The organism is Kitasatospora sp. NPDC059408 (genome assembly GCF_042751525.1).
Lineage (GTDB): Bacteria > Actinomycetota > Actinomycetes > Streptomycetales > Streptomycetaceae > Kitasatospora.
In genome coordinates this window covers 1-25,817 of sequence record NZ_JBHYWI010000044.1, presented here as the reverse complement: position 1 = coordinate 25,817, position 25,817 = coordinate 1, and the positions used below count along the sequence as shown (strand labels likewise).

The following is a 25,817-nucleotide window of genomic DNA, read 5'->3' as shown; positions in this document are numbered from 1 at the left end:
CCACTCATGGTCGAGTCCGCACAAAGGGGAACCCGTGACCCTCCGCATCTCCGTGATCGGCACCGGCTACCTCGGTGCCACCCACGCGGCCGCGATGGCCGAGTTCGGCTTCGAGGTGCTCGGTCTGGACATCGACCCCGAGAAGATCGCCACACTGACCGCCGGCCGCGTCCCGATGTACGAGCCGGGCCTGTCCGAGCTGCTGCTCAAGCACGTGGCCGGACACGAGGGCTCCACCGGCCGGCTGCGCTTCACCACCTCCGTCGAGGAGGTCGCGGAGTTCGCCGACGTCCACTTCGTGTGCGTCAACACCCCGCAGCGCAAGGGCGAGTTCGCCGCCGACATGTCCTACGTGGACGCCGCGATCGACGGCCTCGCGCCGCACCTGTCGCGCCCGGCCCTGGTGGTCGGCAAGTCCACCGTGCCGGTCGGCTCGGCCGGCCGGCTGGCCGAGCGCCTCGCCGCCCTGGCGCCGGTCGGCGCCGACGCCGAACTCGCCTGGAACCCGGAGTTCCTGCGCGAGGGCTTCGCCGTCCAGGACACCCTGCGCCCGGACCGGATCGTGGTCGGCGCGCACAGCGAGCGCGCCGAGCGGCAGCTGCGCGAGGTGTACGCCGAGCCGATCGGGGCCGGGGTGCCGTTCGTGGTCACCGACTACGCGACCGCGGAGCTGGTGAAGACCGCCGCCAACTCCTTCCTGGCCACGAAGATCTCCTTCATCAACGCGATGGCCGAGGTGTGCGAGGCGGCCGGCGCCGACGTCACCCAGCTCTCCACCGCGCTCGCCTACGACGAGCGGATCGGCGGCAAGTTCCTCAACTCCGGCCTCGGCTTCGGCGGCGGCTGCCTGCCCAAGGACATCCGGGCGTTCATGGCCCGGGCCGGCGAGCTCGGCGCCGACCAGGCGCTGACCTTCCTGCGCGAGGTCGACTCGATCAACATGCGCCGCCGCTCCCGGATGGTGGAGCTGGCCCGCGAGCAGTGCGGCGGCGGCTTCCTGGGCCGCCGGGTGGCCGTGCTCGGCGCCGCCTTCAAGCCCAACTCGGACGACATCCGGGACTCCCCCGCGCTCAACGTCGCCGCCCAGATCCAGCTCCAGGGCGCCCAGGTCACCGTCTACGACCCGAAGGCCATGGACAACGCCCGCAAGATGTTCCCGGGCCTGACCTACGCCGACTCCCCGCTGGAGGCCGCCGAGGGCGCCCACGTGGTGCTGCACCTGACCGAGTGGCAGGAGTTCCGTACCCTCGACCCGGCCGTCCTCGGCTCGGTCGTCGCCGAGCGCCGCCTCCTCGACGGCCGCAACGTCCTCGACGCGGACGCCTGGCGCGCCGCCGGCTGGACGTACCGCGCCCTCGGCCGGCCCAGCTAGGGAATCCCGCACCCCGGCACGTCGTTGGGACCGTCATGACGAGCTACGGCGACGACGCGACGGTCCGCGACATCCTCACCGGCACGGGCGACACCTGGGCGGTGGTCGGCCTGTCGAACAACACCGCGCGCGCCGCGTACGGCGTGGCCGCCGTGCTCCAGCGCCACGGCAAGCGGATCGTGCCCGTGCACCCGAAGGCCGAGACGGTCCTCGGCGAGCCCGGCTACGCGTCGCTGGCGGAGGTGCCGTTCCCGGTCGACGTCGTCGACGTGTTCGTCCGGTCCGAGCTGGCCGGCGAGGTGGCCGACCAGGCGGTGGCCGTCGGGGCGAAGGCGGTCTGGTTCCAGCTCGGCGTCGTCGACGCGGCGGCGTACGAGCGGACGACGGCCGCCGGGGTCTCGATGGTCATGGACAGGTGCCCGGCCATCGAGTTCCCCCGGCTCGGCTAGCGTCGAGGCCGGACGGGTCCGGCGATCAGGCCGGGGCGGCGCCGTCCAGCTGCGCGATCGTCGCGATGGACGGGCCCCGGGTGGCGCGCAGCCCGGCCGCGGCGGACTCCGCGTCGCGCAGGACGCGGACGGCGTTGTGCCAGGTGAGCTTGGCCAGGTCGGCCTCCGACCAGTGGCGGCGCAGGAGTTCGGCGACGAGGTTCGGGTAGCCGGCGACCGAACCGAGGCCCTCGGGCAGGAACGCGGTGCCGTCGAAGTCGCCGCCGATGCCGATGTGGTCGATCCCGGCGACCTCGCGCATGTGGTCGAGGTGGTCGGCGACGGTGGACGCGGTGGTGACCGGCCGCGGGTGGGCGGCCTCGAACTCGCGCTGGCGGGCCATGCCCGCGGGGGTGGTGTCCAGCGGGTGGAGGCCGTGGGCGCGCATGTTCTCGTCGGCCCGCAGGGTCCACGCGGCGGCCTCGGCGTGGATGAACTTCGGCACGAAGGTGGCCATCGCGACGCCGCCGTTGCCGGGCAGCTGCGCGAGGACGTCGTCCGGGACGTTGCGCGGGTGGTCGCAGACCGCGCGGGACGACGAGTGCGAGAAGACGACGGGCGCCTCGGTGACCCGCAGGGCGTCGCGCATGGTGTCGGCGGAGACGTGCGAGAGGTCGACCAGCATGCCGAGCCGGTTCATCTCCCGGACGACCTCCTCGCCGAAGCGGGTGAGCCCGCCGGCCACCGGCTTGTCGGTCGCCGAGTCGGCCCACGGCACGTTGTCGTTGTGGGTGAGGGTCAGGTAGCGGACGCCGAGCTCGTACAGGGCCCGCAGGGTGGCGAGCGAGCAGTCGATGGAGTGGCCGCCCTCGGCGCCCATCAGGGAGGCGATGCGGCCCTCGGCGCGGGCCGCCTCGATGTCGTCGGCGGTGCGGGCGAGCCGGAGCCGGTCGGGGTAGCGCGCGACGAGGGCGTGGACGAAGTCGACCTGCTCCAGCGTGGCGCTCACGGCGTGGTCGCCGGCCAGCCGGGTGGGCACGTAGACGGACCAGAACTGCGCGCCGACCCCGCCCTCCGCGAGGCGGGCGAGGTCGGTGTGCAGGCGGTCGCTCTGGTCGGTGGCGAGGTCGAGCGCGCCGAGGTCGTACCCGGCCTGCTCGCGCATCGCCCAGGGGAGGTCGTTGTGGCCGTCCACGACGGGGGCGGTGCGCAGGAGGGCCCGCGCGCGGTCCAGCGGGGTGGGGAAGTCCAGCTCAGAGGTCATGCGACCTGTTCTACCCCACCCCGCCACGCCGCCTACTTGGCGAAGCCGAAGGAGTCCGAACCGGCCACCTTGGCGCGGAGCTTCTTGCCCTTCTCGGTGGCCTGGGTGTTGAGCTCGGCCTGGAAGTCGGTCATCCGCTCGGTCAATTCGGGGTCGAACGCGGCGAGCATGCGCACCGCGAGCAGGCCCGCGTTGCGCGCGCCGGCCACCGAGACGGTCGCGACCGGCACGCCGGCGGGCATCTGGACGATCGACAGCAGGCTGTCCATGCCGTCCAGGTAGCGCAGCGGCACCGGGACGCCGATGACCGGCAGCGGCGTGACGGAGGCGAGCATGCCCGGCAGGTGGGCGGCGCCGCCGGCACCGGCGATGATCGCCTTGAGCCCGCGCTTGTGCGCGTTCTCGCCGTAGGCGACCATCTCGCGCGGCATCCGGTGGGCGGAGACGACGTCGACCTCGTAGGGGATCTCGAACTCGTCGAGGGCCTGGGCGGCGGCCTCCATGACGGGCCAGTCGGAGTCCGAGCCCATGACGATGCCGACGACGGGGTTGGTGTCGCTCATTCGGTGATCGTTCCTCGCAGGTAGGCGGCCGCGTGGCGGGCGCGCTCGCGGACGTCGTCGAGGTCGTCCCCGAAGACGTTGACGTGGCCGACCTTGCGGCCGGGCTTCACGTCCTTCCCGTACATGTGGATGCGCAGGCCCGGGTCGCGGGCCATGCAGTGCAGGAAGGCGTGGTACATGTCCGGGTAGTCGCCGCCGAGGACGTTGACCATGACGGTCCACTTGGCGCGCGGCCGGGGGTCGCCGAGCGGGAGGTCGAGGACGGCCCGCAGGTGGTTCTCGAACTGGGAGGTGACCGCGCCGTCCTGGGTCCAGTGGCCGGAGTTGTGCGGGCGCATGGCCAGCTCGTTGACCAGGATCCGGCCGTCCCGGGTCTGGAACAGCTCGACGGCGAGGTGGCCGGTGATGCCGAGGTCGCCGGCGATGCGCAGGGCGAGCTGCTGGGCCTCGTCGGACAGGGCCGGGTCGAGGTCCGGCGCGGGGGCGGTGACCTCGGCGCAGACGCCGTTCTCCTGGACGCTCTCCACGACCGGGTAGGCGACGGCCTGGCCGCTGGGCGAGCGGACGACGTTGGCGGCCAGCTCGCGGACGAAGTCGACCTTCTCCTCGGCCAGGACCGGCACGCCCGCCAGGAACGGCGCCTCGGCCTCCTGCTCGTCGTCGACGACCCACACGCCCTTGCCGTCGTAGCCGCCGCGGACGGTCTTCAGGACGACGGGGTAGCCCTCGCCCTCGGCCGCGAAGGCGGTCACGTCGGCCGGGTCGGCGACGATCCGGTGCCGGGGGCAGGGCACCCCGATGGCGTCGAGCCTGGCCCGCATGACGCCCTTGTCCTGGGCGTTGACCAGCGCGTCCGGACCGGGGCGGACGGCGATGCCGTCGGCCTCCAGCGCCCGCAGGTGCTCGGTCGGGACGTGCTCGTGGTCGAAGGTGATCACGTCGCAGCCGGCCGCGAAGCGGCGCAGGGTGTCGAGGTCGCGGTAGTCGCCGAGCACAACGTCGGAGACGACCTGCGCCGCGGAGTCCTGGGGGGTGTCGGCGAGGAGCTTGAACCTGACCCCGAGCGGGATACCCGCCTGGTGTGCCATGCGGGCCAACTGCCCGCCGCCGATCATGCCCACCACTGGAAAATTCACATTGCCCGGGGAAGTCACCCGGCCAGGATATCCGGGCCGATCGGGGGCGATGGAGCCGCTGGTGGCAAGGCCGGAGGGGCCCTCCGGATGGACGCGCGTAGATGTCAACCGGGGGCGCGAGGGGCTGAGCCGTTCGGCGGAACCGGGTAGCCTGGACGGCCAGGTCCTGGTCTACGCAGTCCGATCATGTGCGTGCACGCAGGGCACAAGGGGCGGGCACCGTCCCGACGCACCGCCCTTTCGACCGCACGCACATGGAGGCAGCCCGGTATGGCCACGACCGCAGCTCCGAGTCCCACACTCGTGCAGAAGATGCGCGGACTCACGGGAGAAGCCGTGAAGTTCGGCATCGTCGGCCTGAGCGGCGTGGTGGTCAACTTCCTGGTGTTCTGGGTCTGCATCAACGGCCTGCGCCTGGCCTCGCTGCGCTCGAACATCGCCGCGACGCTGATCGCGATCGCCACCAACTACCTCGGCTACCGCTACTGGCTGTACCGGGACCGCGACGCCGCCTCGCGCAAGCGCGAGATCACGCTGTTCCTGGTGTTCAGCGGCATCGGCATGCTGATCGAGACCGGCGTGCTCGGCACCTCGGTGTACCTGCTCGGCCTGGACTCGCACTTCGAGCAGCTCGGCGCCAAGCTGGTCGGCCTCGCGCTGGGCACCGTGTTCCGCTTCGTCTCGTACCGCACCTGGGTGTTCAAGGCCATGCCCGAGGCCGAGCCGCAGGCCCCGCACGCCACCGGCAGCGAGCTGGCCGCGCAGGCCGAGCTGATGCTGGCCGCCGAGGAGATCCGGTACGCCAAGGCGGAGTGATCCTCCGCACGTCCACGCCGTCGGGCCCGCGAGCACCCCGCTCGCGGGCCCGACGCGCGTCCTGCGCTTGCCGGTCCCACCCGCCCGAGAGGACAGTGGTTACCGAGGGCGAGCACGGCCGGCGCGGACGATCGAGGCCGAGGGGGTTCCAGGAGGCTCGCCATGGCGTTCGTCCAGATCATCGACTGCAAGACCGACAGGCTCGACGACCTCAACCGGCTGATGGACAGCTGGGCCGAGTCCACCAAGGGGAAGCGGACCGCCTCCCACGCGGTGGTCGCGACCGACCGCTCGGACACCAAGCACGTGGTGGAGATCGTGGAGTTCCCCTCCTACGAGGAGGCCATGCGCAACTCCCACCTCCCCGAGACGGACCGGATCTTCCGCGAGATGGTGGCGCTCTGCGACGCGCCGCCCACCTTCACCGACCTCGACGTGGTCCGTGACTCCCAGTTCAACAAGACCCTCGCGAACCGGGTCCTGGACGGGCTGGCCGCGGGCGACCTCGACGTCATCGACGAGTGCATGGCCGCCGACTACCGCGACCACGACTACGGCAGCGAGGGCGACCTCCAGGGCGTCCCGGCGTTCCGCGACCGCTGTGCCGGCTACCTGGACGCCTTCGACTTCCGCTTCGAGATCGAGAGCCAGATCGCCGAGGGCGACGAGGTGGCGACCCGGTGGACCTGGCACGCCACCCAGAAGGCCGCCTTCCGGGACGTGCCGAACACCGGGAAGTCGGTGACCGGACGCGGCACGACGACCTTCCGCTGCAAGGAGGGCAGGATCGCCGAGGGCTGGTGGCAGTGGGACGTGATGGGCCTGATGCGCCAGCTCGGCGTCATGCCGGGAGCCTGAGGCGCCCGGGGCCGCCCGGTCCCCTCGGTCCTCTCAGTCCTCGTGACTGCGGCCGAGGAAGATCGCGAACACCGGCGGCCGCAGCGACAGCAGTTCGAGCCGGCCGCCGTCCGCCTCCGCGAGGTCACGGGCGACGGCCAGGCCGATCCCGGTGGAGTTGCGGCCGCTGACCGCGCGCTCGAAGACCCGGTTGCCCAGCTCCGGCGGCACCCCGGCGCCCTGGTCCTGCACCTCGACCACGACCGAGGTGCCGGAGGGGCGGACCCGCAGGGTGATCGTCCCGGCGCCGTGCATCAGCGAGTTCTCGATCAGGGTGGCGAGCACCTGGGCGACCGTACCCGGGGTGCCGACGGCGATGACGCCGTGCAGGCCCTCCAGGGAGAGCACCCGGCCCTTCTCGCGCAGGGTCGGGCCCCACTCCTCGACCTGCTGCTTGATCACCTCGTCGAGCTCGAAGGCGACGGCGGTGGGGCTGCGCGGGTCGCGCTGGGTGGTGAGCAGCCGCTGGACGACGTCGGTGAGCCGCTCGACCTGCTGGAGGGCGATGGTCGCCTCCTCCTTGACGGTCTCCGGGTCCTCGGCGAGGGCGGTGATCTCCTCCAGCCGCATGGACAGCGCGGTGAGCGGGGTGCGCAGCTGGTGCGAGGCGTCGGCGGCGAGCCGGCGCTCGGCGGTGAGCATGCGGGCGATCCGCTCGGCGCTGACGTCCAGCACTTCGGCGACCCGGTCGAGCTCCGGCACGCCGTAGCGGCGGTCGCGCGGGCGGGGGTCGCCGGAGCCGAGGCGCTCGGCGGTCTCGGCGAGGTCGGTGAGCGGCCGGGCGAGCCGCTTGGCCTGCCAGACGGCGAGCGCGACGGCGGCCTGGACGGCGAGCAGGGCGACGACGCCGAGCAGCAGCAGCATGTTGGCGATCTCGTGGTCGACGTCCTCGCGGGACTGCTCGACGGTGACGCTCTCGCCGTTGACGCCGTACTCGGTGGCCTTCAGCAGGTGGCCCCCGGGCGGGCGCACGCCGACCGAGACCACCGCCTGGCCGGGCAGCTGCACCTCGACGTAGCTGCCCTCGGCGACCTGGCTGTCGAAGGAGCGCTCGTTGACCAGCTCGTGGTTCGCGAGGCGGTTCTCCACCAGCCCGAGCACCCGGACGGCGGCGGCGTCCGTCCGCTCCTGGGCCGAGTTGACGATGGTCCGCTTCTCCACCAGGGCGAGCGGCACGCAGAACACCACGACCACCACCAGGACGACGCCCAGCAGCGAGTTGATCATCCGGCGTTTCACGCTGCCGCTCCCCGAGGTGTTGCGCTTCATCGGCCGCGCTCCGGCCATGCTCTCCGTACGGGGGCTAATTCTTCTCGAACCGGAAGCCCACTCCGCGCACGGTGGCGATGTAGCGCGGGTTGGCGGCGTCATCGCCGAGCTTCTTGCGCAGCCAGGAGATGTGCATGTCCAGGGTCTTGGTGGAGGTCCACCAGGTGGTGTCCCAGACCTGGCGCATGATCTCCTCGCGGGTCACGACCCGGCCGGCGTCCCGGACGAGGACGCGCAGCAGCTCGAACTCCTTGGCGGAGAGCGTCAGCTCCTCCTCGCCGAGCCAGGCGCGGTGCGACTCGATGTCGATCTTCACGCCGTGCGCGCCGGTGGTGAGCTGGTCGACGTTGCCGCGCCGGAGCAGGGCCCGGACGCGGGCGAGCAGTTCGGCCAGCCGGAACGGCTTGGTGACGTAGTCGTCGGCGCCGGCGTCGAGGCCGACGACGGTGTCCACCTCGTCCGCGCGGGCGGTGAGCACCAGGACGGGGCAGCTCTTGCCGTCGGCGCGCAGCCGGCGGCAGACCTCAAGGCCGTCCATCTCGGGCAGGCCGAGGTCGAGGACGACGAGGTCGACCTCCTCGGTGAGGCCGGCGGCGAGCGCGGTGGGGCCGTCCTCGCGGACGAGCACCTCGTAGCCCTCGCGGCGCAGGGCCCGGGCCAGCGGTTCGGAGATCGCCGGATCGTCCTCGGCGAGCAGCACACAGGTCATGTGGTGATGGTAGTCCGCCGCACCCTGCCCGATGGACCTGTGAAGTAGTTCACAGAGCGTGATCGTTATATAAGGGCCCACGTCCGCTCAACGGACGCTTCCCGACCGCCTGTTCGGCGAAGATTCCGCCCTTGGATCTTGAAACCGAAGGAAGACATCCCCGTCTACCATGGATCGATCGGGAAGATCGGCTGCGGACTTTGCCATTGCCATACCTGATTCGAGCGTTTTGTCATCTGATACCGCCAAATATCGCCACGTACAGTGGTTCCGTCCACGTCCGCCGCCACCCCCCTAGGCGGACGCTGTCAGGCAAGGAACCACTACACATGGCGTCTACGCTCCAGGACGCCGGCGTCACGTCGGCCTCCCCCAGCGGCAAGACCTTCCTCGGCCACCCCCGAGGTCTCGCGACTCTCTTCATGAGCGAGATGTGGGAACGCTTCAGCTACTACGGCATGCGTGCCCTGCTGGTCCTCTACATGACCGCCTCCATTTCGGAGGGCGGCCTCGGCATGAAGACGGCGGTCGCCGCCGCCGTGTACAGCGTGTACACGGCGATGGTCTACCTGCTGGCCCTCCCGGGCGGCTGGATCGCCGACCGATTCCTCGGCGCTCGCAAGACCGTCGCGGTCGGCGGCACGATCATCATGATCGGCCACTTCCTGCTGGCCGTGCCGTTCAGCGGCGCGTTCTTCGCCGGTCTGGCCTTCATCGCGATCGGCTCCGGTCTGCTCAAGGCCAACATCTCGACGATGGTCGGCCACCTCTACGACGGCCCGAACGACCCGCGTCGCGACGGTGGCTTCACCGTCTTCTACATGGGCATCAACCTCGGCGCCTTCGCGGCCCCGCTGGTCATCGGCACCATCGGCCAGAGCGTCAGCTGGCACCTGGGCTTCGCGCTGGCCGGCGTCGGCATGGCGCTCGGCCTCGGCCAGTTCCTGCTGGGCACCCGCCACCTGAGCCCGAAGAGCGACATCGTCACCTCGCCGATCACCCCGGCCGAGAAGGCGTCGATCTTCAAGAAGGCCGGCGCCTGGCTGGCCGCCGCCGTGGTCATCTACGGCGCCCTGGTGGCGAGCGGCTCGTTCACCATCGACTGGGTGCTCTGGCCGCTGTCGGTCGCCGGCATCCTGATCCCGGTGCTCGTCTTCGCCAAGGTGAAGCGCGACAAGGACCTCGACGCCACCGAGCAGTCCCGGATGAGCGGCTACATCTGGTTCTTCGTCGCCGCCGCCGTGTTCTGGATGATCTACGACCAGTCCGGTTCGACGCTGAGCATCTTCGCGGACAAGCACACCGCGTCCACGCTGCTCGGCTTCAACTTCCCGTCGACGTGGTTCCAGTCGCTCAACCCGCTGTACATCATGGCGCTGGCGCCGGTCTTCGCCTGGATCTGGGTCGCCCTGGCCCGCCGGTCGAAGAACCCCAGCACCACCATGAAGTTCGCCATCGGTCTGCTGATGATCGGCGCGTCCTTCATCGTCATGATGCTGGCGATGGCCGCCGCCCACGGCGACACCAAGGTCACCCCGCTGTGGCTGGCCATGGTCTACCTGGTCCAGACCGTCGGTGAGCTCACGCTCTCCCCCGTCGGCCTGTCCGTCACCACCAAGCTGGCGCCGACCAAGTACGCCAGCCAGATGATGGGCGTCTGGTTCCTCGCCGTCACCGCCGGCGACTGCGTCGCCGCGATCTTCCAGCTCGTGCTGGGCGACGGCGTGGTCGGCAGCACCTGGTACTTCGCGGTCCAGGGCGTGATGGCGATCATCGCCGGCATCGCCCTCGCGATGTACCGCAAGAAGGTCAACGCGCTCATGGGCGACGTGCACTGACACGCGCCCGATCCGGCCCCCTGCGCGAGCGCGTAAACCACTCGACCGAGTGGTGCGGGCTCTGCCTATGGTGCCCGTCATGCCGACAGACGCGCTCCCCCGCCAACTCGCCCGCACCCGGCGCTTCGCGCTGGGCACCCCCACCCACCCCGTGATCACCACCGACGGCGCCACCGTGCTGTTCGTCCGCAGCCGCGGCGGCGCCGACCCCGTCAACCGCCTCTGGGCGCTCGACACCGCCACCGGCGAGGAGCGGCTGGTCGCCGACCCGGCCGCGCTCGGCGACGACGACGGCGACCTCCCCGAGGCCGAGCGGATCCGGCGCGAGCGGGCCCGGATCGCCGCCTCCGGCATCACCGCCTTCTCCACCGACGCCACCGGCCGGCTCGCCGCCTTCGCGCTCGGCGGCCACCTGTGGCTCGCCGACACCGCCACGGGCACCGTCCGCGCCGTCCCCACCGCCACCGCGGTGTACGACCCGCGCCTCGACCCGACCGGCCGCCGGATCGCCTACGCCGGCGGCGGCTCCCTGCGGGTGGTGTCCGCCGACGGCACCGGCGACCGCGCGCTCGCCGAGCCCGAGGCCGCGGACGTGACGTACGGCATCGCCGAGCACGTCGCCACCGAGGAGATGTACCGCTCCCGCGGCCACTGGTGGTCCCCCGACGGCACCGCGCTGCTCGTCACCCGGGTCGACGAGCGCGAGGTCGCCCGGCTGCACCTCGCCGACCCGGCCGACCCGGCCCGGCCCCCGCGCGCCGTCCGCTACCCGCTCGCCGGCACCGCCAACGCCGACGTGTCGCTGTGGCTGCTCGGCCTCGACGGCTCACCGATCGGAGTCCACTGGGACCGGGCCGCTTTCGAGTACGTCACGGCCGCCGGCTGGGACGCCCACGGCCCGTACGCCTGCGTCCAGAGCCGCGACCAGCGCACCGTCCGCACGCTCGCGATCGAGCCCGGCGGCGCCGTCCGGGTGCTCGACGAGCAGCGCGACGACCACTGGGTCGAACTCGTCCCCGGGCTGCCCCTGCGCACCGCCTCCGGCGCCCTCGTCCACACCGCCGCCCACGGCGACACCCAGCACCTCACGGTGGACGGCGAGCCCGTCACCCCGCCCGGGCTGCAGCTGTGGGAGGTGCTCGGGACGGAGGGCGAGCGGGTCCTGTTCACCGCCGTCGACGAGCCCACCGAGACCCACCTCTGGAGCTACGAACCGGGCGCCGGCGTCCGCCGGCTCAGCGAGGGCCCGGGCCAGCACACCGGCGTCCGCCGGGGCGGCACGCTGGTCGTCACCACCCGCCGCGAGGGCCACCCCGCCGGACGCACCACCGTCCTGCGCGAGGGGCGCGCGGCCGTGGAGCTCACCTCGCACGCCGAGCCGCCCGTGCTCACCGCCGCACCCGAACTGCTGCGCCTCGGCCCGCGCGAGATGCGCGCCGCGCTCTACCTGCCCACCGGGTACCGCCCCGAGGACGGCCCGCTGCCCGTCCTCGTCGACCCGTACGGCGGGCCGGCCACCCGGAAGGTCGGCACCGGCGGCGTGTGGTGGGACCTCGTCTCGCGCTGGTTCGCCGAACAGGGCTTCGCGGTGCTCGCCGTCGACGGCCGCGGGACACCCGGCCGCGGGCCCCGCTGGAGCAAGGAGATCTACGGCGACAAGGCCGGACCGGCCCTCACCGACCAGGTCGACGGCCTGCACGAGGCCGCCCGGCTGCGCCCCGGCGTGCTCGACCTCGACCGGGTCGCCATCCGCGGCTGGTCCTACGGCGGTTACCTGGCCGCGCTCGCCGTCCTGCGCCGCCCGGACGTCTTCCACGCGGCGTCCGCCGGGGCCGCCCCCACCGACCAGCTGCTCTACACCACCCACTGGCAGGAGCGCTTCCTCGGCCACCCGGACGAGCACCCCGGGCACTACGACTCGGGCTCGCTGATCGCCGACGCCCCCGGGCTGCGCCGCCCGCTGCTGCTGATCCAGGGCCTCGCGGACGACAACGTCCTCCCCGTCCACGCCCTGCGCCTGTCCAGCGCGCTGCTCGCCGCGGGCCGCCCCCACGAGGTGCTCCCGCTGAGCAACACGACGCACTCCCCCGCCGACGAGACCGTGGCGGCGAACCTGCTGCAGCACGAACTCGACTTCCTGAGGCGCTCGTTGGGCCTCAAGTGAAAACGGAGGCCCCCGCGCCCGCCACCCCGGGGACGTGGGGGCCTCCAGCTCTCGCAGGCTCAGACCTCGCGGACCCCCGACCGCCAGACCGCGGCCGTCAGCGGCACCCCCGGCCGGTAGGCCAGGTGCACGTGCGACGGCGCGTCCAGCAGCAGCAGGTCCGCCCGCGCCCCGGCCTCGACCACGCCGACGTCGCCGCGGCGCAGCGCGTGCGCCCCGCCCGCCGTCGCCGCCCAGACCGCCTCGTCCGGCGTCATCCCCATCTCCCGCACCGCGACCGCGATGCAGAACGCCATCGAACTCGTGAAGCTGGAGCCCGGGTTGCAGTCCGTGGACAGCGCCACGACCGCGCCCGCGTCGAGCAGCCGCCGCGCGTCCGGGTACTGCGCCCGGGTCGAGAACTCCGCCCCGGGCAGCAGCGTCGCCACCGTCCCCGAGCCGGCCAGCGCGGCCACGTCCTCGTCCGTCAGGTGGGTGCAGTGGTCGGCCGAGGCCGCCCCCAGCTCGACCGCGAGCTGCACGCCGGGACCGTACGTCAGCTGGTTGGCGTGCACCCGGGGCGTCAGCCCGCGCTCGATGCCGGCGGTGAGGACCGCCCGCGCCTGGTCCCCGTCGAACGCGCCCTTCTCGCAGAACACGTCCACCCACCGGGCGTGCGGGGCGCAGGCGTCCAGCATCTCCCCGGTGACGAGGTCGACGTACGCCGCGGGGTCGTCCGCGTACTCGGGCGCGACGACGTGCGCGCCCAGGTACGTGGTCTCCGGCGTGTACCGGGCGGCGATCCGCAGCGCCCGGGCCTCGTCGGCCACCGTCAGCCCGTACCCGGACTTGCACTCGATGGTCGTGGTGCCCTGGCGCAGCGCCTCCCGGACGAACCGGGCCAGGTTGGCGTCGAGTTCGGCGTCGGTCGCGGCCCTGGTGGCCGCCACCGTGGTCCGGATCCCGCCGGCGGTGTAGGACTGGCCGGACATCCGGGCGTTGAACTCGGCGGTGCGGTCGCCCGCGAACACCAGGTGGGCGTGCGAGTCGACGAAGCCGGGCAGCAGGGCCCGCCCCTCCGCGTCGAAGCGCACGTCGGCGGCGGGCGCGTCGGCGGCCGGGCCGACCCAGGCGACGGTGTCGCCGTCCAGCACCACGGCCGCGTCGGTCAGCAGGCCGAGCGGTCCGGCGCCCTGGCCGGGGTCGTTGGTGACCAGACTGCCGATGCCGGTGATCAGGGTGGTCGGGTTGCTCAAGACGACGCCTTCCGAACGGAGTTGTAGGAACGGATCAGCAGCTCAGCGCGCCGATCGAGGCCCGCAGCGCGCCCGGGACGTCCGGGACGAGCCGGTGCACGCCGTCCGCGACGACGTGCCGGCCGCCGACCACCACGTGCCGGACGTCCGCCGCCGAGGCCGCGAAGACGGCGGTCTCGGCACCCAGTGCGGGCGGCGGCCCGGCGGTGCGCACCGAGTCGAGGGCGAGCACGGTGAAGTCGGCGAGCGCCCCGGCCTCGATCCGGCCGGCCTCCGGCCAGCCGAGCGAGGCGTGCCCGTCCTCCGTCCCGGCCCGCAGGAGCGCGTTGGCCGTCCAGTGCCCGCGGGTCCGCGTCCGCAGCCGTTCGTCGAGCTCCAGGGCGCGCGCCTCCTCGAACGGGTCGATGACGGCGTGGCTGTCGCTGCCGAGGGTGACCGGGCACCCGGCCGAGGCGAGCCGGCGGGCCGGGCCGATGCCGTCCGCGAGGTCCCGCTCGGTGGTGGGGCACATGCAGATCGTGGTGGAGCTGTCGGCGAGGAGGCGGACGTCCTCGTCGGTGAGGTGGGTCGCGTGGACGGCCGAGGTGCGCGGCCCGAGGGCGCCGTGGTCGGCGAGCAGCCGGGTCGGGGTGACGCCGTGCGCGGCGAGGCAGGCGTCGTTCTCGGCGGTCTGCTCGGACAGGTGGACGTGCAGCGGGGCTCCGCGCAGCTCGGACCACCGCGCGACGGTGCCCAGCTGCCCGGCGGGCACGGCCCGCACCGAGTGGATGGCGGCGCCGATCCGGGCGTGCTCGCGCGGCTTGAGCGCGTCCGCCCGGACCGCCCACGCCTCGGCGTCGCCGTCGCTGAACCGCTGCTGCGGCCCGGTCGGCTCGGCACCGAAGCCCGAGGACAGGTAGCAGGTGTCGAGCAGGGTGATCCGGATGCCGGCCCGGGCCGCGGCCTCGATCAGCGCCTCGCCCATCGCGTTGGGGTCGTCGTAGCGGGCGCCGCCGGGGGCGTGGTGCAGGTAGTGGAACTCGCCGACGGCGGTGATCCCGGCGAGCGCCATCTCGGCGTAGACCGCGGTGGCGAGCTCCAGGTAGCGGTCCGGGTCGAGCGCCCCGGCGAACCTGTACATGGTGTCGCGCCAGGTCCAGAACGTCCCGGAGCCGACCTGGACGTGGCCGCGCAGCGCCCGGTGGAAGGCGTGCGAGTGGGCGTTGGCCTGGCCGGGCACGAGGAGCCCAACGAGGCGGACGGCGCCGGCCGGGCACGGGCCGCTGTCCGGCGTCACGGCGGTGATCCGGCCGCCGGGGCCGGTGGCGATCAGGACGTCCCGCTCGACCACCGGGCCGTTGGCGTGCGGCAGCCAGGCGTACTGCGCCCAGTAGGCCACCGGTTCGGTCACTGACACGCCAGGTCCTCCAGTACGTCGGCCAGGGCGGTGACCCCGGCGAGGCAGTCGGGCGTCTCGGCGTGCTCGGCCGGGGAGTGCGAGACACCGGTCGGATTGCGCACGAACAGCATGGCGGTCGGGATCGCGGACGCCAGGATCCCGGCGTCGTGTCCCGCGCCGGTGGGCAGCACCGGGGCGTTCAGCAGCTTGCCGAGGCGGTCGCGCAGCGGGCCGTCGAACTCCACCACCGGCGTGTAGGACTCCCGGGTGAGCTCGACCCGGACGCCGTCGCGCCCGCCGCGCTCGGCGGCGGCCCGCTCGATCTCGGCGACCAGCGCGGTGAGGGTTCGCTCGTCGGCCGCCCTGGAGTCGAGCCAGCCGCGGACCAGCGAGGCGATCGCGTTGGTGCCGTTGGGCTCGACCGCGACCTTGCCGAAGGTGGCGAGGGCGCCCGCCTCCCGCGCCTTCTTCCGGGCGGAGAGCACGGTGTTGGCGTAGGTGAGCATCGGGTCGCGGCGGTCCTCGATGCGGGTGGTGCCGGCGTGGTTGGCCTCGCCGTGGAAGTCGAAGCGCCAGCGGCCGTGCGGCCAGATCGCCCCGGCCACGCCGACCGGCTGGTCCTCGGCGAGGTAGCGGCCCTGCTCGACGTGGAGCTCGACGAAGGCGCCGATCCGGGCGAGCCGGCCGTCGTCCGCGCCGATCGCGGTGGGGTCGTAGCCGGCCCGCTCCATCGCGTCGGGCAGCCGGACGCCGTCGGCGTCGCGCAGCGCGTACGCGGCGTCGCGGTCCAGCAGGCCGGCCGTCAGCCGGGAGCCGATGCAGGCGACGCCGAACCGGGCGCCCTCCTCGTCGCCGAAGTTGACGATCGCCAGCGGGCGCGTGAACTCGGCTCCCCGGGCCCGGAGTTCGTCCAGGGCGGCGAAGGAGGAGACGACGCCGAGCGGGCCGTCGAAGGCGCCGCCGTCGGGGACGGAGTCCAGGTGCGAGCCGGTGACGACGGCGCCGTCCCCGGCCGGGTCGCCCAGCCAGGCCCACTGGTTGCCGTTGCGGTCCAGCTCGTACGTCAGGCCGCGGTCGCGGGCCTGCTGCTCGAACCAGGCCCGGCACTCGGCGTCGGCGGAGTTCCACGCGAAGCGGCGGTAGCCGCCGGAGGCGGCGGAGCGGCCCACGGGGAGCAGCTCCGCCCACATCGCTTCGAACGAACTCGTCACAGCTCACCCATGGGAACCCGGACGCCACGCTCGGCGGCGACCTCGTCGGCGCGGTCGTACCCGGCGTCCACGTGCCGGATGACGCCCATGCCCGGGTCGTTGGTGAGCACCCGGCGGATCTTCTCCCCGGCCAGCGGGGTGCCGTCGGCGACGGTGACCTGGCCGGCGTGGATCGAGCGGCCGATGCCGACGCCGCCGCCGTGGTGGATGGACACCCAGGACGCGCCGGAGGCGACGTTGACCATGGCGTTGAGCAGCGGCCAGTCGGCGATCGCGTCCGAGCCGTCGAGCATCGCCTCGGTCTCGCGGTACGGCGAGGCGACCGAGCCGCAGTCCAGGTGGTCACGGCCGATGACGATCGGCGCGGACAGCTCGCCGGAGGCGACCATGTCGTTGAAGCGCTCGCCGGCCTTGTCGCGCTCGCCGTAGCCGAGCCAGCAGATGCGCGCCGGGAGGCCCTGGAAGTGCACCTTCTCCTGGGCCATCTTGATCCAGCGGGCCAGCGACTCGTTCTCCGGGAAGAGGTCGAGGACGGCCTTGTCGGTCTTGTGGATGTCCTGCGGGTCGCCGGACAGCGCCGCCCAGCGGAACGGGCCCTTGCCCTCGCAGAACAGCGGGCGGATGTACGCGGGGACGAAGCCGGGGAAGGCGAACGCCCGGTCGTAGCCGGCCAGCTGGGCCTCGCCGCGGATCGAGTTGCCGTAGTCGAAGACCTCGGCGCCGCGGTCCTGGAAGCCGACCATGGCCTCGACGTGCCGGGCCATCGACTCGCGGGCCCGCTGGGTGAACTCGGCGGGCTTCTCGGCCGCGTAGGTGGCCATGTCGTCGAAGGCGACGCCGACCGGCAGGTAGCTCAGCGGGTCGTGGGCGCTGGTCTGGTCAGTGACGATGTCGATCGGCGCGTCCATCGCGAGCAGCTGCGGGACGAGCTCGGCGGCGTTGCCCAGCACGCCGATGGACAGCGGCTGCCTCTTGTCGCGGGCGGCGGTGGCGAGCTCCAGTGCGTGGGCGAGGTCCTTGGCCTCGACGTCCAGGTAGCGGTGCTCGATGCGGCGGGAGATGCGGGACGGGTCGCAGTCGATGCAGATCGCGACGCCGCCGTTCATGGTGACGGCCAGCGGCTGGGCGCCGCCCATCCCGCCGAGGCCGGCGGTGAGGGTGATGGTGCCCTCCAGCGTGCCGTCGTACCGCTTGTTGGCGACGGCCGCGAAGGTCTCGTAGGTGCCCTGGAGGATGCCCTGGGTGCCGATGTAGATCCACGAGCCGGCGGTCATCTGGCCGTACATGGTGAGCCCGAGGCTCTCCAGGCGGCGGAACTCCTCCCAGTTGGCCCAGTCGCCGACCAGGTTGGAGTTGGCGATCAGCACGCGCGGCGCCCACTCGTGGGTCTGCATGACGCCGACCGGGCGTCCGGACTGGACCAGCATGGTCTCGTCCTGCTTCAGGCCCTGGAGGGTCTTCACCATGGCGTCGAAGGAGCGCCAGTCGCGCGCGGCCTTGCCGGTGCCGCCGTAGACCACCAGCTTCGACGGGTGCTCGGCGACCTCCGGGTCGAGGTTGTTCATGAGCATCCGCAGGGCGGCCTCCTGCTGCCAGCCCTGCGTCGTGAGCCCCGTGCCACGCGCCGCACGTACCTCGCGCGGCCCGCTCGTCTGCTGCTGCACCATGTCCCGGCCTCCTGCGGATGGATTCATTCAGGCTTGGTTCAGTTGAATATAACTAAACAGTCGACGTTCGACCAGACCCCTGAACAATCCGATCAGCAACAGCACCGCCCGACTTGGCGCGCTAGCCTGAACCCGGCGAACACCAGCCACTCGGCCCAGCGCGGGGAGCGGAGGACACGATGACGGCCATCGGCGTGCGGCCCGGCAGGCTCCGGGACGTGGCGGAGGAGATCGAGCAGAGCACGGGACTTCGCGTCCAGATCATCGGCGGAACCCTGGTGATGTCCCCGACTCCTCGCGGCAAGCACGCGGGGACCGTCAAACGCTTGTCCCGTCAGCTCGATGCCAAGCTCCCCACCGGTCTCGGCTCCTACGAGGTCTCGTCGATCAACATGCCCGACGACGCGGAGGACTACGCGACGCCCGACCTGGTCGTCCTGCCGCGCGACTGGGAGGATGACGACGAATGGCTGGCCGACCCGCAGGACGTCGAGCTGGCCGTGGAGGTCATTTCGACCTCCGAACGGGTCAGCCACATCGCGACGAAGACGAGCTGGTACGCGATCGCGGGCGTGCCGGTCCTCCTCGCGGTCGACCCCCGCAAGGGCGTCTGGACGCTCCACACCCACCCCCGCGACGGCGAGTACCAGGGCGTGCTGCGCGGCAAGTACGGCGAGCCCGTCCCGCTGCCCGCGCCGCTGCCGACCGAGCTGGGCACCGCCGACCTGCCGCTCTACGCGCCGAAGCGCTGAGGTCCTCAGGCCGCCGCGTCGCCGTCCCAGTCGATGCCGATCTCGGCCAGCCAGCGGCGGTCGGCGGCGTCGGGCGCGGCAGGGGCGGGCGGACGGGGGATGCTCTGGACGGGGCCGAGGCCGTACTTCTCGGCGGCCTCGGCGGCGGCCCGCGCGTGCGGTTCGATGACGCCGACGTGCACGGCGGACTCGTCGCCCGGGTCGAGGACGGTCAGTTCGGGTTCGGGCAGGCGCCGCAGGGTGACCCGGCGTCCGCAGGTGGGGCAGGACCATTCGTCGGCACCCGATGCCAGCCGGGCGACGAACTTCATCTCGTGGATCACGCGCATGGGCGGCACCCCCTGCACTAGGGGATGCCCCGGTTCACGGCCGGCCACGCCCACGACGCCGCGGCTTTGTCCAGTCCAAGTCGCGTCTATTCCAGGCCGCGTCTACTCCAAGAACAGGCCACGCGCCGCGGCCGACTGCTCGATGGCCTCCAACCTGGCCTCCGCGCCCGGGATCTCGTCGCACATGCTCTGCAGGAGCACCCGGCCCAGCATCATCGGCGCACACGCGGTGTCGAAGACCAGACCGGTGCCGACGGCCGCCGGCAGCATCAGGTCGGACAGCTTGGCGACCGGCGCGAACGCGCTGTCGGCCACCGTCAGCACCGTCAAACCGCACTCCCTGGCCACCGCCAGGGCGTCCATCAGCTCCCGCGGGTAGCGCGGCAGCGCGAAGCAGAGCAGCGCCGTCGCGCCGGCCGCGGTGGCCTGCTCCAGCCGGTCGGCGAGCATGCTGCCGCCCTCGTCGAGCAGCCGGATGTCCGGGTGCACCTTGGCCGCGAAGTACGCGAAGCCGCGCGCCTGCGCGGACGCGGCCCGCAGGCCCAGCACCGGCAGCGGGCGGGAGGCGGCGAGCAGCCGGGCGGCGCGGATGATCGGCTCGGGGTCGGCGAGCAGGTCGGCGAGGTGGCGCAGGTGCTCGATCTCGGCGAGCACGGCCTGCTGGTGCTCGTTGCGCACCGCCTCGTGCGGGCCCTCGGGCGCGGCCGCCTCGCCCGCCCCGAGCTCGCGCAGCTGCCGGCGCAGCGCCGGGTAGCCGTCGTAGCCGAGGGCCACCGCGAAGCGGGTGACGGACGGCTGGCTCACCCCGGCGAGCTCGGCGACCTCGACGCTGGACAGGAAGGGCGCCTCGGTGGCGTGCCGGACCAGCGAGTGCGCGATCCGCCGCTGGGTCGGCGTCAGCCGGTGCCCCTCGAAGAGCTGGAGCAGCCGCGCGGAGGGACCGACCGTGCCGGTCTCGTCGGTGGCGGTCATCGGCGGTACCTCCGGGTGCGAGCGGTTCGGACGACGACTGTGCAGCAGCGCGCGGCGCCTGGCAAAGACGTCTCGTACGACGGGACGGCCGCTGAGACGTCCCGGTGGGCGGACAGTCTGGCGGACGACCGGCGGACCCTACTCCCCGGGAGCCCGGCACGGGGCTCGGGGTAACCCTGATTTGACCCTGAGCCCGCCCGGATTCCCCCGCGAACGGATGGACCGGGCCCCGGCGAGCCCCCACGCTGGTGGCCATGGACACTCGCCAGGACGAACTGCGGCGCGACCTCGACGCCACCCTGCAGGCCCGCAAGGAACTCGGCAAGGAGTACGAGTCGGAGCTGGTCGACTCGTTCCTGAAGCGGCTGGACGCCCGCATGGACGCCCGGGCCGAACGCCCCGCGCCCCAGCAGTCCGAGGGCTACGAGCCCGGCTACCGCCACCGTCCGCGCCGCTCCGGCTGGTCGGCCGGCCGACCCGGCTCCCGGCTCGCCGTGATCTCGCTGGTGCTCGGCATCCCGCTCACCGCGATCGCCGGCGACGCCCAGAACGGCGGGCTGCTCGGCCTGATCACCTGCTGGGCCGGCATCGTCGGCGTCAACTTCGCCGCCGCGCGCGCCGACCGCCGGGACCGCGAGGACCGCCGCCCGCGGAGCGACTGGGACTGACGCCCCGGCCGCTCCGCGCGGGCGACGGATCAGGCCAGCGGGCCGGTGACCTGCTCGACCGCCCGCACCAGCGCGCCGGAGGCGACCAGTTCGGCGGCGGCCTCCAGGTCCGGCGAGAGGAAGCGGTCGCGGCCGGCGCCGCCGACCCCCGCCTCGCGGGCGGCGGCCACCGCGGCCGCGGTGGCCGGGGCGATCCGGCCGGCCGAGTCGGCCTGCTGGCGGATCTCCAGCGCGCGGGCGGCGGCGGTGAGCTCGACGGCGAGGATGCGGCCCAGGTTCTCGACCGCCTGGCGCAGCTTGCGGGCCGCGGACCAGCCCATCGACACGTGGTCCTCCTGCATCGCGGAGGACGGGATCGAGTCGACCGAGGCCGGGACGGCGAGCCGCTTGTTCTCGCTGACCAGCGCCGCCTGGGTGTACTGGGCGATCATCAGACCGGAGTCCACGCCCGGGTCGTCGGCCAGGAAGGCCGGCAGGCCGTGCGAACGCGCCTTGTCCAGCAGCCGGTCGGTGCGCCGCTCGGAGATCGAGCCGAGGTCGGCGGTCGCGATGGCGAGGAAGTCCAGCACGTACGCGACCGGCGCGCCGTGGAAGTTGCCGTTCGACTCCACCCGGCCGTCGGGCAGCACGACCGGGTTGTCCACCGAGGCGGCGAGCTCGCGCGAGGCGACCAGCTGGGCGTGCGCGACGGTGTCGCGGCCCGCGCCGGCCACCTGCGGGGCGCAGCGGATCGAGTAGGCGTCCTGGACGCGCGGCGCGTCGTCCTGGTGGTGGCCGGTGAGGCCCGAGCCCTTGAGGACGGCGAGCATGTTGGCCGCGCTCAGCGCCTGGCCCGGGTGCGGGCGGATCGGGGCGTGCAGCTCGGGGGCGAGCACCTTGTCGGTGCCGAGCAGCGCCTCCAGGCTCATCGCGGCGGTGATGTCGGCGGTGGTGAACAGGCGGCTCAGGTCGGAGATGGCCATGACGAGCATGCCGAGCATGCCGTCGGTGCCGTTGATGAGGGCGAGGCCCTCCTTCTCCAGCAGCTCCACCGGCTCGATGCCGGCCGCGGCCAGCAGCTCGGCGGCGGGCTTCTCCACGCCGTCCGGACCGGTGGCCACGCCCTCGCCCATGAGCACCAGCGCGCAGTGCGAGAGCGGGGCGAGGTCGCCGGAGCAGCCGAGCGAGCCGAACTCCCGCACCACGGGGGTGATGCCCGCGTTCAGCAGCGCGGCCATGGTCTGGGCGACCAGCGGACGGACGCCGGTGCGGCCGGAGGCCAGCGTCTTCATCCGCAGGAACATCAGCGCCCGGACCACCTCGCGCTCGACGGCCGGGCCCATCCCGGCCGCGTGCGAGCGCACCAGCGAGCGCTGCAGCTGGGCGCGCAGCTCGGGGCTGATGTGCCGGACGGCGAGCGCACCGAAGCCGGTGGACACGCCGTAGACGGGACGCGGCTCGGCCGCGAGAGCATCGATGCGGGCCCGGGCGGCCGCCATCTCGGCGAGCGCGTCCGGACCGATCTCGACCCGGGCGTTGCCCCGGGCGACGGCCAGCACGTCGTCGGCGCTGACGTCGGCCTTGCCGACCTGGACGAGCGGCGAGTCGGAGGCCGCAGCACTGTGCATATCCATATTCACCATCACATCAGGCGAATGAAGATATGACAACAGGTGCTCGCCATTCGGATTTTCCGCCGTCCCGCCCGCGACCGCACGCCGACCCCCTCCCCCCGTGGATATCCGCCTCCCCCATGCCGCACGCTGGTGGGGCAGGAACACGTACGGAGGTGGCGATGACGCGGGCGACGGCGCGGCGGCGAGTGGTGCGGCTGCGAGGGGACGAGCGCGGGGTGCGGCCGGACGCGCTGGCGGCGGAGGAGCCGCTGGAGATCCGGGTCGGCGGCGAGCCGCTGACCGTCACCATGCGCACGCCCGGGCAGGACTTCGACCTGGTGGCGGGCTTCCTGGTCGGCGAGGGCCTGGTGCACGCCACCGAGGACCTCGCCGCCCTGCGGTACTGCGCGGGCACCGACGACGAGGGCGCCAACACGTACAACGTCGTCGACGCCACCCTGCGCGGCGCCCGCACCCTGCCGCTGTCCGCGCACCGCAACCTGCTCACCACGAGCGCGTGCGGCCTGTGCGGCCGGGACACCGTCGACGCCGTCCGCACCCACGTGCGGCACCCGGTCGCCGAGGACCGGCTCAGCATCGAGCCGTCCGCCCTCTACGCCCTCCCCGACAAGCTCCGCGCCGCCCAGCGCACCTTCGACTCCACCGGCGGCCTGCACGCCGCCGGCCTGTTCGACGCCGCGACCGGCGAGCTGCTGTGCGCCCGTGAGGACGTCGGGCGGCACAACGCCGTGGACAAGGTGGTCGGCTGGGCCCTGCGCGAGGGCCGGCTGCCGCTGACCGGGCACGTCCTGCTGGTCAGCGGGCGGGCCTCGTTCGAGCTGACCCAGAAGGCCGCGCTGGCGGGCGTCCCGCTGCTCGCGGCCGTCTCGGCGCCGTCCTCGCTCGCGGTGGACCTCGCCGAGGAACTCGGCCTGACCCTGGTGGGCTTCCTGCGCGGGGAGGGCGCGAACGTCTACACCCGGCCCGACCGGATCGCCGCGCCCTCCCCCGCCGTCACACCCTGATATCCGCCTCGATCAGATCGACAGCCCGCGCGGTGCCACCCTCGGCCCGTCCGGCGGCCGCGAGCACCGCCAGCCGCTCGGCCACCGCCGGATCCCCGACGAGCTCCAGCAACGCACCGCGCAGCGCCTCCGCGGTGGCCTCCTCGGTGTCGATCCGGCGGGCGACACCGAGACCCACCAGCGCGTCCGCGTTGCCGAACTGGTCGGCCGCCTGCGGCACCGCGATCATCGGCACCCCGTGGAACAGCCCCTCGCTGGAGCCGCCCATGCCCGCGTGGGTCACGAAGGCGTCCGCCTGCGAGAGCACCGACAGCTGCGGCACCCAGCGGTGCACCTCGACGGTGGCGGGCACCTCGCCCAGCTCGGCCAGGTCGGTGTGGGCGCCGACCTGGAGCACGGTGTGCCAGCCCGGCAGGTCGCCGAAGGCCTCGACGCAGGCCCGGTAGAACGCCGGCCGGTGCGTGAACGCCGAACCGAGCGAGACCAGCAGCACCTTCTGCGCCCCCTCCGGCCGGTGCCACTCGCCCTGGTGGGCGCGGTCGCCGAAACAGGGCCCGACGAACGAGACCCGCTGCTCGTCGACCCGGTCCGCCTTGGGCTGCATCGCACGGGGGATGAGCGCGACGGCCCGCGACGGGCGGTTCTTGAAGGCGTCCACGTCGCGCTCCACCGCACCGGCCTCGGCGAGCCAGCCGGCGAACCGCCGGTAGTGCTCGGCGCCGCCGGCACCCTCACGGACGGCCGCCAACGCCTCGGCCAGATCCTCCTCGAAGCCCTCCCAGCCGACCATCGAGGGCGACAGCTGCACCACCGGCACGCCCAGCCGCTCGCCGAACGCGCGCCCGGCGAAGCCCGCGATGTCGCAGAGCACCAGGTCGGGCACGTCGTCCGCGAAGACGTCCAGCAGAACCGCGTGCATCGCGAGGGCGTCGTCGAGGAACAGCTCCTGGATCGCCACCGGGTCCTCCACCCACCCCTCCGGATCATCGGCGAGCGGCAGCTTCGTCGGATACGGGACGAACCGCGCACCCGTCGACTCGACGACCTCGCGGAACGACGGATCGTTGACGTAGCTGACCCGGTGCCCCCGGGCGACCAGCCCGGAGATCACCGCCAGGCTGGGATTGACGTGCCCGTGGGCCGGCACGGACGCCATGAGGATGTGCGCGGTCATGGGAAGACACCTCCGAAGTCAACGACAGAGACGAGACGTATCGTCTCGCCATGACAAGACGATACGTCTCGTCTTGCCGTTCCGCATAGAATTTCCGGCATGACCGCCAGACCCGCCCCCGACCCCGCGCGACGCAGCGAGCGCTCCCGCGCCGCCGTGCTCGCCGCCGCCTCCGAACTCGTCGCCGAGGTCGGCTACGGCAAGCTGACCATCGAGGCGATCGCCGCCCGGGCCGGCGTCGGGAAGCAGACCATCTACCGCTGGTGGCCGTCGAAGGGCGCGGTCGTCTTCGACGCGTTCCTCGCCGACAGCGAGCACGAGGGCGGCATCGAACTCCCCGACACCGGCGACCTGCGGGCCGACCTGCGGGCCGTCCTGCGCCCGTCCTCGGACCGGCTCACGGACCCGGCCTTCGACCCGACCGCCCGCGTCCTGATCGCCGAGATCGTCACCGACCCGGCGCTGCACGGCGAGTACCGCACCCGCCTGCTGGACCCCCTCCTGGAGGTCACCCGCCGACGCTTCCGCAGCGCCCGCGAGGCCGGCCAGATCGCCCCCGACACGGACCTCGACCTCGCCGTGGAACTGTTCTACGGCCCGCTCCACTACCGCTGGATGTTCCGCCTCGGCCCGCTCACCCACGACCACGCCGACCAGCTGGTCGAAGCCGTGCTGCGGGCGCTCAGCGCCGGCCGCGGCGACTGACCAGGACCAGGATCACGACCAGCAGGACGACGAACAGCAGCACCCAGACGAAGCCGAAGCTCCGGCCGACCGTCCGGGAGACGAAGCCCCGGTTCCTGCGCTTGGACTTGTGACGGGTGACCGCCACGTCGGTGACGTGGTGCCCCCCGACGGAGGCACGCGCGGGAACGGGCGCCCGGTCCCCGGACACCACAGCCGCCGTCCGCACCACCGGCACCGCCTCCGCGGGCCCGGCCACCGCCACGGCACCCCCGAACGCGACCACCCCGGCCACCGCCGCACCCACCAAGCGTCTGCCCACGGCCCCGCTTCCCCCGTCCTCGCCGCCCACCGGCCTCCGGCCCACGATGGCACCGCGCCACACCCCCGGGACACCCCCCGTCCACCAACCGGAACGGACCCAGGACGGGCCAGTCACGAAACCGGCACATCAAAAACCCACGTGCCCCAGAGCGCCCACCACCCCGCACCGATGCACCCACCCAGACCACCCCCCTCCCCCTCCCCCCACAGGCGAGAGGGTGCGCTGCGGGAGGGGGTGGCCGCGGAGAGGGGCGTGACGGGTGATTTTCAGACTGCCAACCATCCAAGCCCCCACCCACAGAGTCGGCACTCGGAACAACAAACAACCCCCCGGGGGGGCCCCGCCC

The 25,817-nt window shown here is 73.1% G+C and carries 24 protein-coding genes; 10 read left to right on the top strand and 14 right to left on the bottom strand.

Annotated elements, in window-relative coordinates:
* Nucleotides 1-34: 34 nt before the first annotated feature.
* Nucleotides 35-1,372, top strand: coding sequence for a UDP-glucose dehydrogenase family protein (locus tag ACFXDE_RS26685; RefSeq protein ID WP_380497247.1), 1,338 nt, complete (start codon nucleotides 35-37; stop codon nucleotides 1,370-1,372).
* Nucleotides 1,373-1,407: 35 nt separating this feature from the next.
* Entirely contained in the window at nucleotides 1,408-1,821 is a 414-nt protein-coding gene (locus tag ACFXDE_RS26680; protein WP_380442081.1) for a CoA-binding protein, read from the top strand.
* 25 nt (nucleotides 1,822-1,846) lie between these two features.
* On the opposite strand, the gene ACFXDE_RS26675 is transcribed toward ACFXDE_RS26680, so the two are convergent.
* Genes ACFXDE_RS26675 through ACFXDE_RS26665 form a run of 3 tightly spaced genes read right to left on the bottom strand, consistent with a single transcriptional unit; the run spans nucleotide 1,847 to nucleotide 4,763 of the window.
* The gene (locus ACFXDE_RS26675) at nucleotides 1,847-3,064 is read right to left on the bottom strand and encodes a dipeptidase (RefSeq protein WP_380497246.1); all 1,218 of its coding nucleotides are present in this window, start codon (nucleotides 3,062-3,064) and stop codon (nucleotides 1,847-1,849) included.
* 32 nt (nucleotides 3,065-3,096) lie between these two features.
* The gene (gene purE / locus ACFXDE_RS26670; protein ID WP_380442085.1) at nucleotides 3,097-3,627 is read right to left on the bottom strand and encodes a 5-(carboxyamino)imidazole ribonucleotide mutase; all 531 of its coding nucleotides are present in this window, start codon (nucleotides 3,625-3,627) and stop codon (nucleotides 3,097-3,099) included.
* Nucleotides 3,624-4,763: a 5-(carboxyamino)imidazole ribonucleotide synthase gene (locus ACFXDE_RS26665; protein WP_380442087.1), complete on the bottom strand. Its 1,140-nt coding sequence runs from the start codon at nucleotides 4,761-4,763 to the stop codon at nucleotides 3,624-3,626. The genes purE and ACFXDE_RS26665 overlap by 4 nt, the downstream gene beginning before the upstream one ends.
* A 270-nt stretch (nucleotides 4,764-5,033) precedes the next feature.
* On the opposite strand from ACFXDE_RS26665, the gene ACFXDE_RS26660 reads away from it, so the two are divergent.
* Both ACFXDE_RS26660 and ACFXDE_RS26655 read left to right on the top strand, forming a co-directional pair.
* The gene (locus ACFXDE_RS26660) at nucleotides 5,034-5,579 is read left to right on the top strand and encodes a GtrA family protein (RefSeq protein ID WP_380497245.1); all 546 of its coding nucleotides are present in this window, start codon (nucleotides 5,034-5,036) and stop codon (nucleotides 5,577-5,579) included.
* A 162-nt stretch (nucleotides 5,580-5,741) separates the two neighbouring features.
* On the top strand, nucleotides 5,742-6,437 hold the full coding sequence (locus tag ACFXDE_RS26655; RefSeq protein WP_380497244.1) for an ester cyclase: 696 nt from the start codon (nucleotides 5,742-5,744) through the stop codon (nucleotides 6,435-6,437).
* Between the two features lie 33 nt (nucleotides 6,438-6,470).
* Here the strand turns inward: ACFXDE_RS26655 and ACFXDE_RS26650 are convergent, their stop codons facing one another.
* Together ACFXDE_RS26650 and ACFXDE_RS26645 are read right to left on the bottom strand one after the other, a co-directional pair.
* A complete protein-coding gene (locus ACFXDE_RS26650; protein WP_380442121.1) occupies nucleotides 6,471-7,715 on the bottom strand; it encodes an ATP-binding protein in 1,245 nt (414 codons plus the stop codon).
* A gap of 64 nt (nucleotides 7,716-7,779) precedes the next feature.
* Complete coding sequence (locus ACFXDE_RS26645; protein WP_030290974.1) at nucleotides 7,780-8,454, bottom strand: response regulator transcription factor; 675 nt, start codon at nucleotides 8,452-8,454, stop codon at nucleotides 7,780-7,782.
* Between the two features lie 329 nt (nucleotides 8,455-8,783).
* Between ACFXDE_RS26645 and ACFXDE_RS26640 the strand changes: the two genes are divergently transcribed.
* Together ACFXDE_RS26640 and ACFXDE_RS26635 are read left to right on the top strand one after the other, a co-directional pair.
* Entirely contained in the window at nucleotides 8,784-10,292 is a 1,509-nt protein-coding gene (locus tag ACFXDE_RS26640; RefSeq protein ID WP_380442091.1) for a peptide MFS transporter, read from the top strand.
* A 79-nt stretch (nucleotides 10,293-10,371) separates the two neighbouring features.
* Nucleotides 10,372-12,456 (top strand): prolyl oligopeptidase family serine peptidase, encoded by a 2,085-nt coding sequence (locus tag ACFXDE_RS26635; protein ID WP_380497243.1) that lies wholly within the window; start codon nucleotides 10,372-10,374, stop codon nucleotides 12,454-12,456.
* Nucleotides 12,457-12,515: 59 nt separating this feature from the next.
* Here the strand turns inward: ACFXDE_RS26635 and hutI are convergent, their stop codons facing one another.
* From hutI to hutU, 4 genes are read right to left on the bottom strand one after another with little or no spacing between them, the layout of a single operon-like run.
* The gene (gene hutI / locus ACFXDE_RS26630) at nucleotides 12,516-13,691 is read right to left on the bottom strand and encodes an imidazolonepropionase (protein WP_380442095.1); all 1,176 of its coding nucleotides are present in this window, start codon (nucleotides 13,689-13,691) and stop codon (nucleotides 12,516-12,518) included.
* A gap of 34 nt (nucleotides 13,692-13,725) precedes the next feature.
* Nucleotides 13,726-15,087: a formimidoylglutamate deiminase gene (locus tag ACFXDE_RS26625; protein ID WP_380497242.1), complete on the bottom strand. Its 1,362-nt coding sequence runs from the start codon at nucleotides 15,085-15,087 to the stop codon at nucleotides 13,726-13,728.
* Nucleotides 15,078-16,259, bottom strand: a complete 1,182-nt coding sequence (locus tag ACFXDE_RS26620) for an allantoate amidohydrolase (protein ID WP_380497280.1) — start codon at nucleotides 16,257-16,259, stop codon at nucleotides 15,078-15,080. The genes ACFXDE_RS26625 and ACFXDE_RS26620 overlap by 10 nt, the downstream gene beginning before the upstream one ends.
* Nucleotides 16,260-16,276: 17 nt before the next feature.
* Nucleotides 16,277-17,947, bottom strand: a complete 1,671-nt coding sequence (hutU, locus tag ACFXDE_RS26615) for a urocanate hydratase (RefSeq protein ID WP_380442099.1) — start codon at nucleotides 17,945-17,947, stop codon at nucleotides 16,277-16,279.
* 179 nt (nucleotides 17,948-18,126) lie between these two features.
* Between hutU and ACFXDE_RS26610 the strand changes: the two genes are divergently transcribed.
* Complete coding sequence (locus ACFXDE_RS26610; protein WP_380497241.1) at nucleotides 18,127-18,699, top strand: Uma2 family endonuclease; 573 nt, start codon at nucleotides 18,127-18,129, stop codon at nucleotides 18,697-18,699.
* A gap of 5 nt (nucleotides 18,700-18,704) precedes the next feature.
* Here the strand turns inward: ACFXDE_RS26610 and ACFXDE_RS26605 are convergent, their stop codons facing one another.
* The gene (locus ACFXDE_RS26605; RefSeq protein ID WP_380442103.1) at nucleotides 18,705-19,028 is read right to left on the bottom strand and encodes a hypothetical protein; all 324 of its coding nucleotides are present in this window, start codon (nucleotides 19,026-19,028) and stop codon (nucleotides 18,705-18,707) included.
* Between the two features lie 102 nt (nucleotides 19,029-19,130).
* Nucleotides 19,131-20,000: a MurR/RpiR family transcriptional regulator gene (locus ACFXDE_RS26600; RefSeq protein WP_380442105.1), complete on the bottom strand. Its 870-nt coding sequence runs from the start codon at nucleotides 19,998-20,000 to the stop codon at nucleotides 19,131-19,133.
* A 254-nt stretch (nucleotides 20,001-20,254) separates the two neighbouring features.
* On the opposite strand from ACFXDE_RS26600, the gene ACFXDE_RS26595 reads away from it, so the two are divergent.
* Entirely contained in the window at nucleotides 20,255-20,668 is a 414-nt protein-coding gene (locus tag ACFXDE_RS26595) for a hypothetical protein (RefSeq protein WP_380442107.1), read from the top strand.
* 29 nt (nucleotides 20,669-20,697) lie between these two features.
* Here ACFXDE_RS26595 and hutH read toward each other — a convergent pair whose 3' ends face one another.
* Nucleotides 20,698-22,281: a histidine ammonia-lyase gene (hutH, locus tag ACFXDE_RS26590; RefSeq protein WP_380442109.1), complete on the bottom strand. Its 1,584-nt coding sequence runs from the start codon at nucleotides 22,279-22,281 to the stop codon at nucleotides 20,698-20,700.
* A gap of 161 nt (nucleotides 22,282-22,442) precedes the next feature.
* On the opposite strand from hutH, the gene fdhD reads away from it, so the two are divergent.
* Entirely contained in the window at nucleotides 22,443-23,288 is an 846-nt protein-coding gene (fdhD, locus tag ACFXDE_RS26585; RefSeq protein ID WP_380497240.1) for a formate dehydrogenase accessory sulfurtransferase FdhD, read from the top strand.
* Here fdhD and ACFXDE_RS26580 read toward each other — a convergent pair.
* Complete coding sequence (locus tag ACFXDE_RS26580) at nucleotides 23,278-24,462, bottom strand: macrolide family glycosyltransferase (RefSeq protein WP_380497239.1); 1,185 nt, start codon at nucleotides 24,460-24,462, stop codon at nucleotides 23,278-23,280. The genes fdhD and ACFXDE_RS26580 overlap by 11 nt on opposite strands.
* Nucleotides 24,463-24,561: 99 nt before the next feature.
* Here ACFXDE_RS26580 and ACFXDE_RS26575 point away from each other — a divergent pair, with 99 nt between their 5' ends.
* Nucleotides 24,562-25,167, top strand: a complete 606-nt coding sequence (locus tag ACFXDE_RS26575) for a TetR/AcrR family transcriptional regulator (RefSeq protein WP_380497238.1) — start codon at nucleotides 24,562-24,564, stop codon at nucleotides 25,165-25,167.
* On the opposite strand, the gene ACFXDE_RS26570 is transcribed toward ACFXDE_RS26575, so the two are convergent.
* Nucleotides 25,145-25,468: a hypothetical protein gene (locus tag ACFXDE_RS26570; RefSeq protein WP_380442117.1), complete on the bottom strand. Its 324-nt coding sequence runs from the start codon at nucleotides 25,466-25,468 to the stop codon at nucleotides 25,145-25,147. The two genes, ACFXDE_RS26575 and ACFXDE_RS26570, sit on opposite strands and share 23 nt — an antisense overlap.
* Nucleotides 25,469-25,817 lie beyond the last annotated feature (349 nt).

Bases quoted from the DNA above. Each gene is read 5' to 3' on its own strand.
- ACFXDE_RS26680 (WP_380442081.1), top strand. From the start codon at position 1,408: ATGACGAGCTACGGCGACGACGCGACGGTCCGCGACATCCTCACCGGC.
- ACFXDE_RS26675 (WP_380497246.1), bottom strand. From the start codon at position 3,064: ATGACCTCTGAGCTGGACTTCCCCACCCCGCTGGACCGCGCGCGGGCC.
- purE (WP_380442085.1), bottom strand. From the start codon at position 3,627: ATGAGCGACACCAACCCCGTCGTCGGCATCGTCATGGGCTCGGACTCC.
- ACFXDE_RS26660 (WP_380497245.1), top strand. From the start codon at position 5,034: ATGGCCACGACCGCAGCTCCGAGTCCCACACTCGTGCAGAAGATGCGC.
- ACFXDE_RS26655 (WP_380497244.1), top strand. From the start codon at position 5,742: ATGGCGTTCGTCCAGATCATCGACTGCAAGACCGACAGGCTCGACGAC.
- ACFXDE_RS26645 (WP_030290974.1), bottom strand. From the start codon at position 8,454: ATGACCTGTGTGCTGCTCGCCGAGGACGATCCGGCGATCTCCGAACCG.
- ACFXDE_RS26640 (WP_380442091.1), top strand. From the start codon at position 8,784: ATGGCGTCTACGCTCCAGGACGCCGGCGTCACGTCGGCCTCCCCCAGC.
- ACFXDE_RS26635 (WP_380497243.1), top strand. From the start codon at position 10,372: ATGCCGACAGACGCGCTCCCCCGCCAACTCGCCCGCACCCGGCGCTTC.
- ACFXDE_RS26620 (WP_380497280.1), bottom strand. From the start codon at position 16,259: ATGTGGGCGGAGCTGCTCCCCGTGGGCCGCTCCGCCGCCTCCGGCGGC.
- hutU (WP_380442099.1), bottom strand. From the start codon at position 17,947: ATGGTGCAGCAGCAGACGAGCGGGCCGCGCGAGGTACGTGCGGCGCGT.
- ACFXDE_RS26610 (WP_380497241.1), top strand. From the start codon at position 18,127: ATGACGGCCATCGGCGTGCGGCCCGGCAGGCTCCGGGACGTGGCGGAG.
- ACFXDE_RS26605 (WP_380442103.1), bottom strand. From the start codon at position 19,028: ATGCGCGTGATCCACGAGATGAAGTTCGTCGCCCGGCTGGCATCGGGT.
- ACFXDE_RS26600 (WP_380442105.1), bottom strand. From the start codon at position 20,000: ATGACCGCCACCGACGAGACCGGCACGGTCGGTCCCTCCGCGCGGCTG.
- ACFXDE_RS26595 (WP_380442107.1), top strand. From the start codon at position 20,255: ATGGACACTCGCCAGGACGAACTGCGGCGCGACCTCGACGCCACCCTG.
- hutH (WP_380442109.1), bottom strand. From the start codon at position 22,281: ATGGATATGCACAGTGCTGCGGCCTCCGACTCGCCGCTCGTCCAGGTC.
- fdhD (WP_380497240.1), top strand. From the start codon at position 22,443: ATGACGCGGGCGACGGCGCGGCGGCGAGTGGTGCGGCTGCGAGGGGAC.
- ACFXDE_RS26580 (WP_380497239.1), bottom strand. From the start codon at position 24,462: ATGACCGCGCACATCCTCATGGCGTCCGTGCCGGCCCACGGGCACGTC.
- ACFXDE_RS26575 (WP_380497238.1), top strand. From the start codon at position 24,562: ATGACCGCCAGACCCGCCCCCGACCCCGCGCGACGCAGCGAGCGCTCC.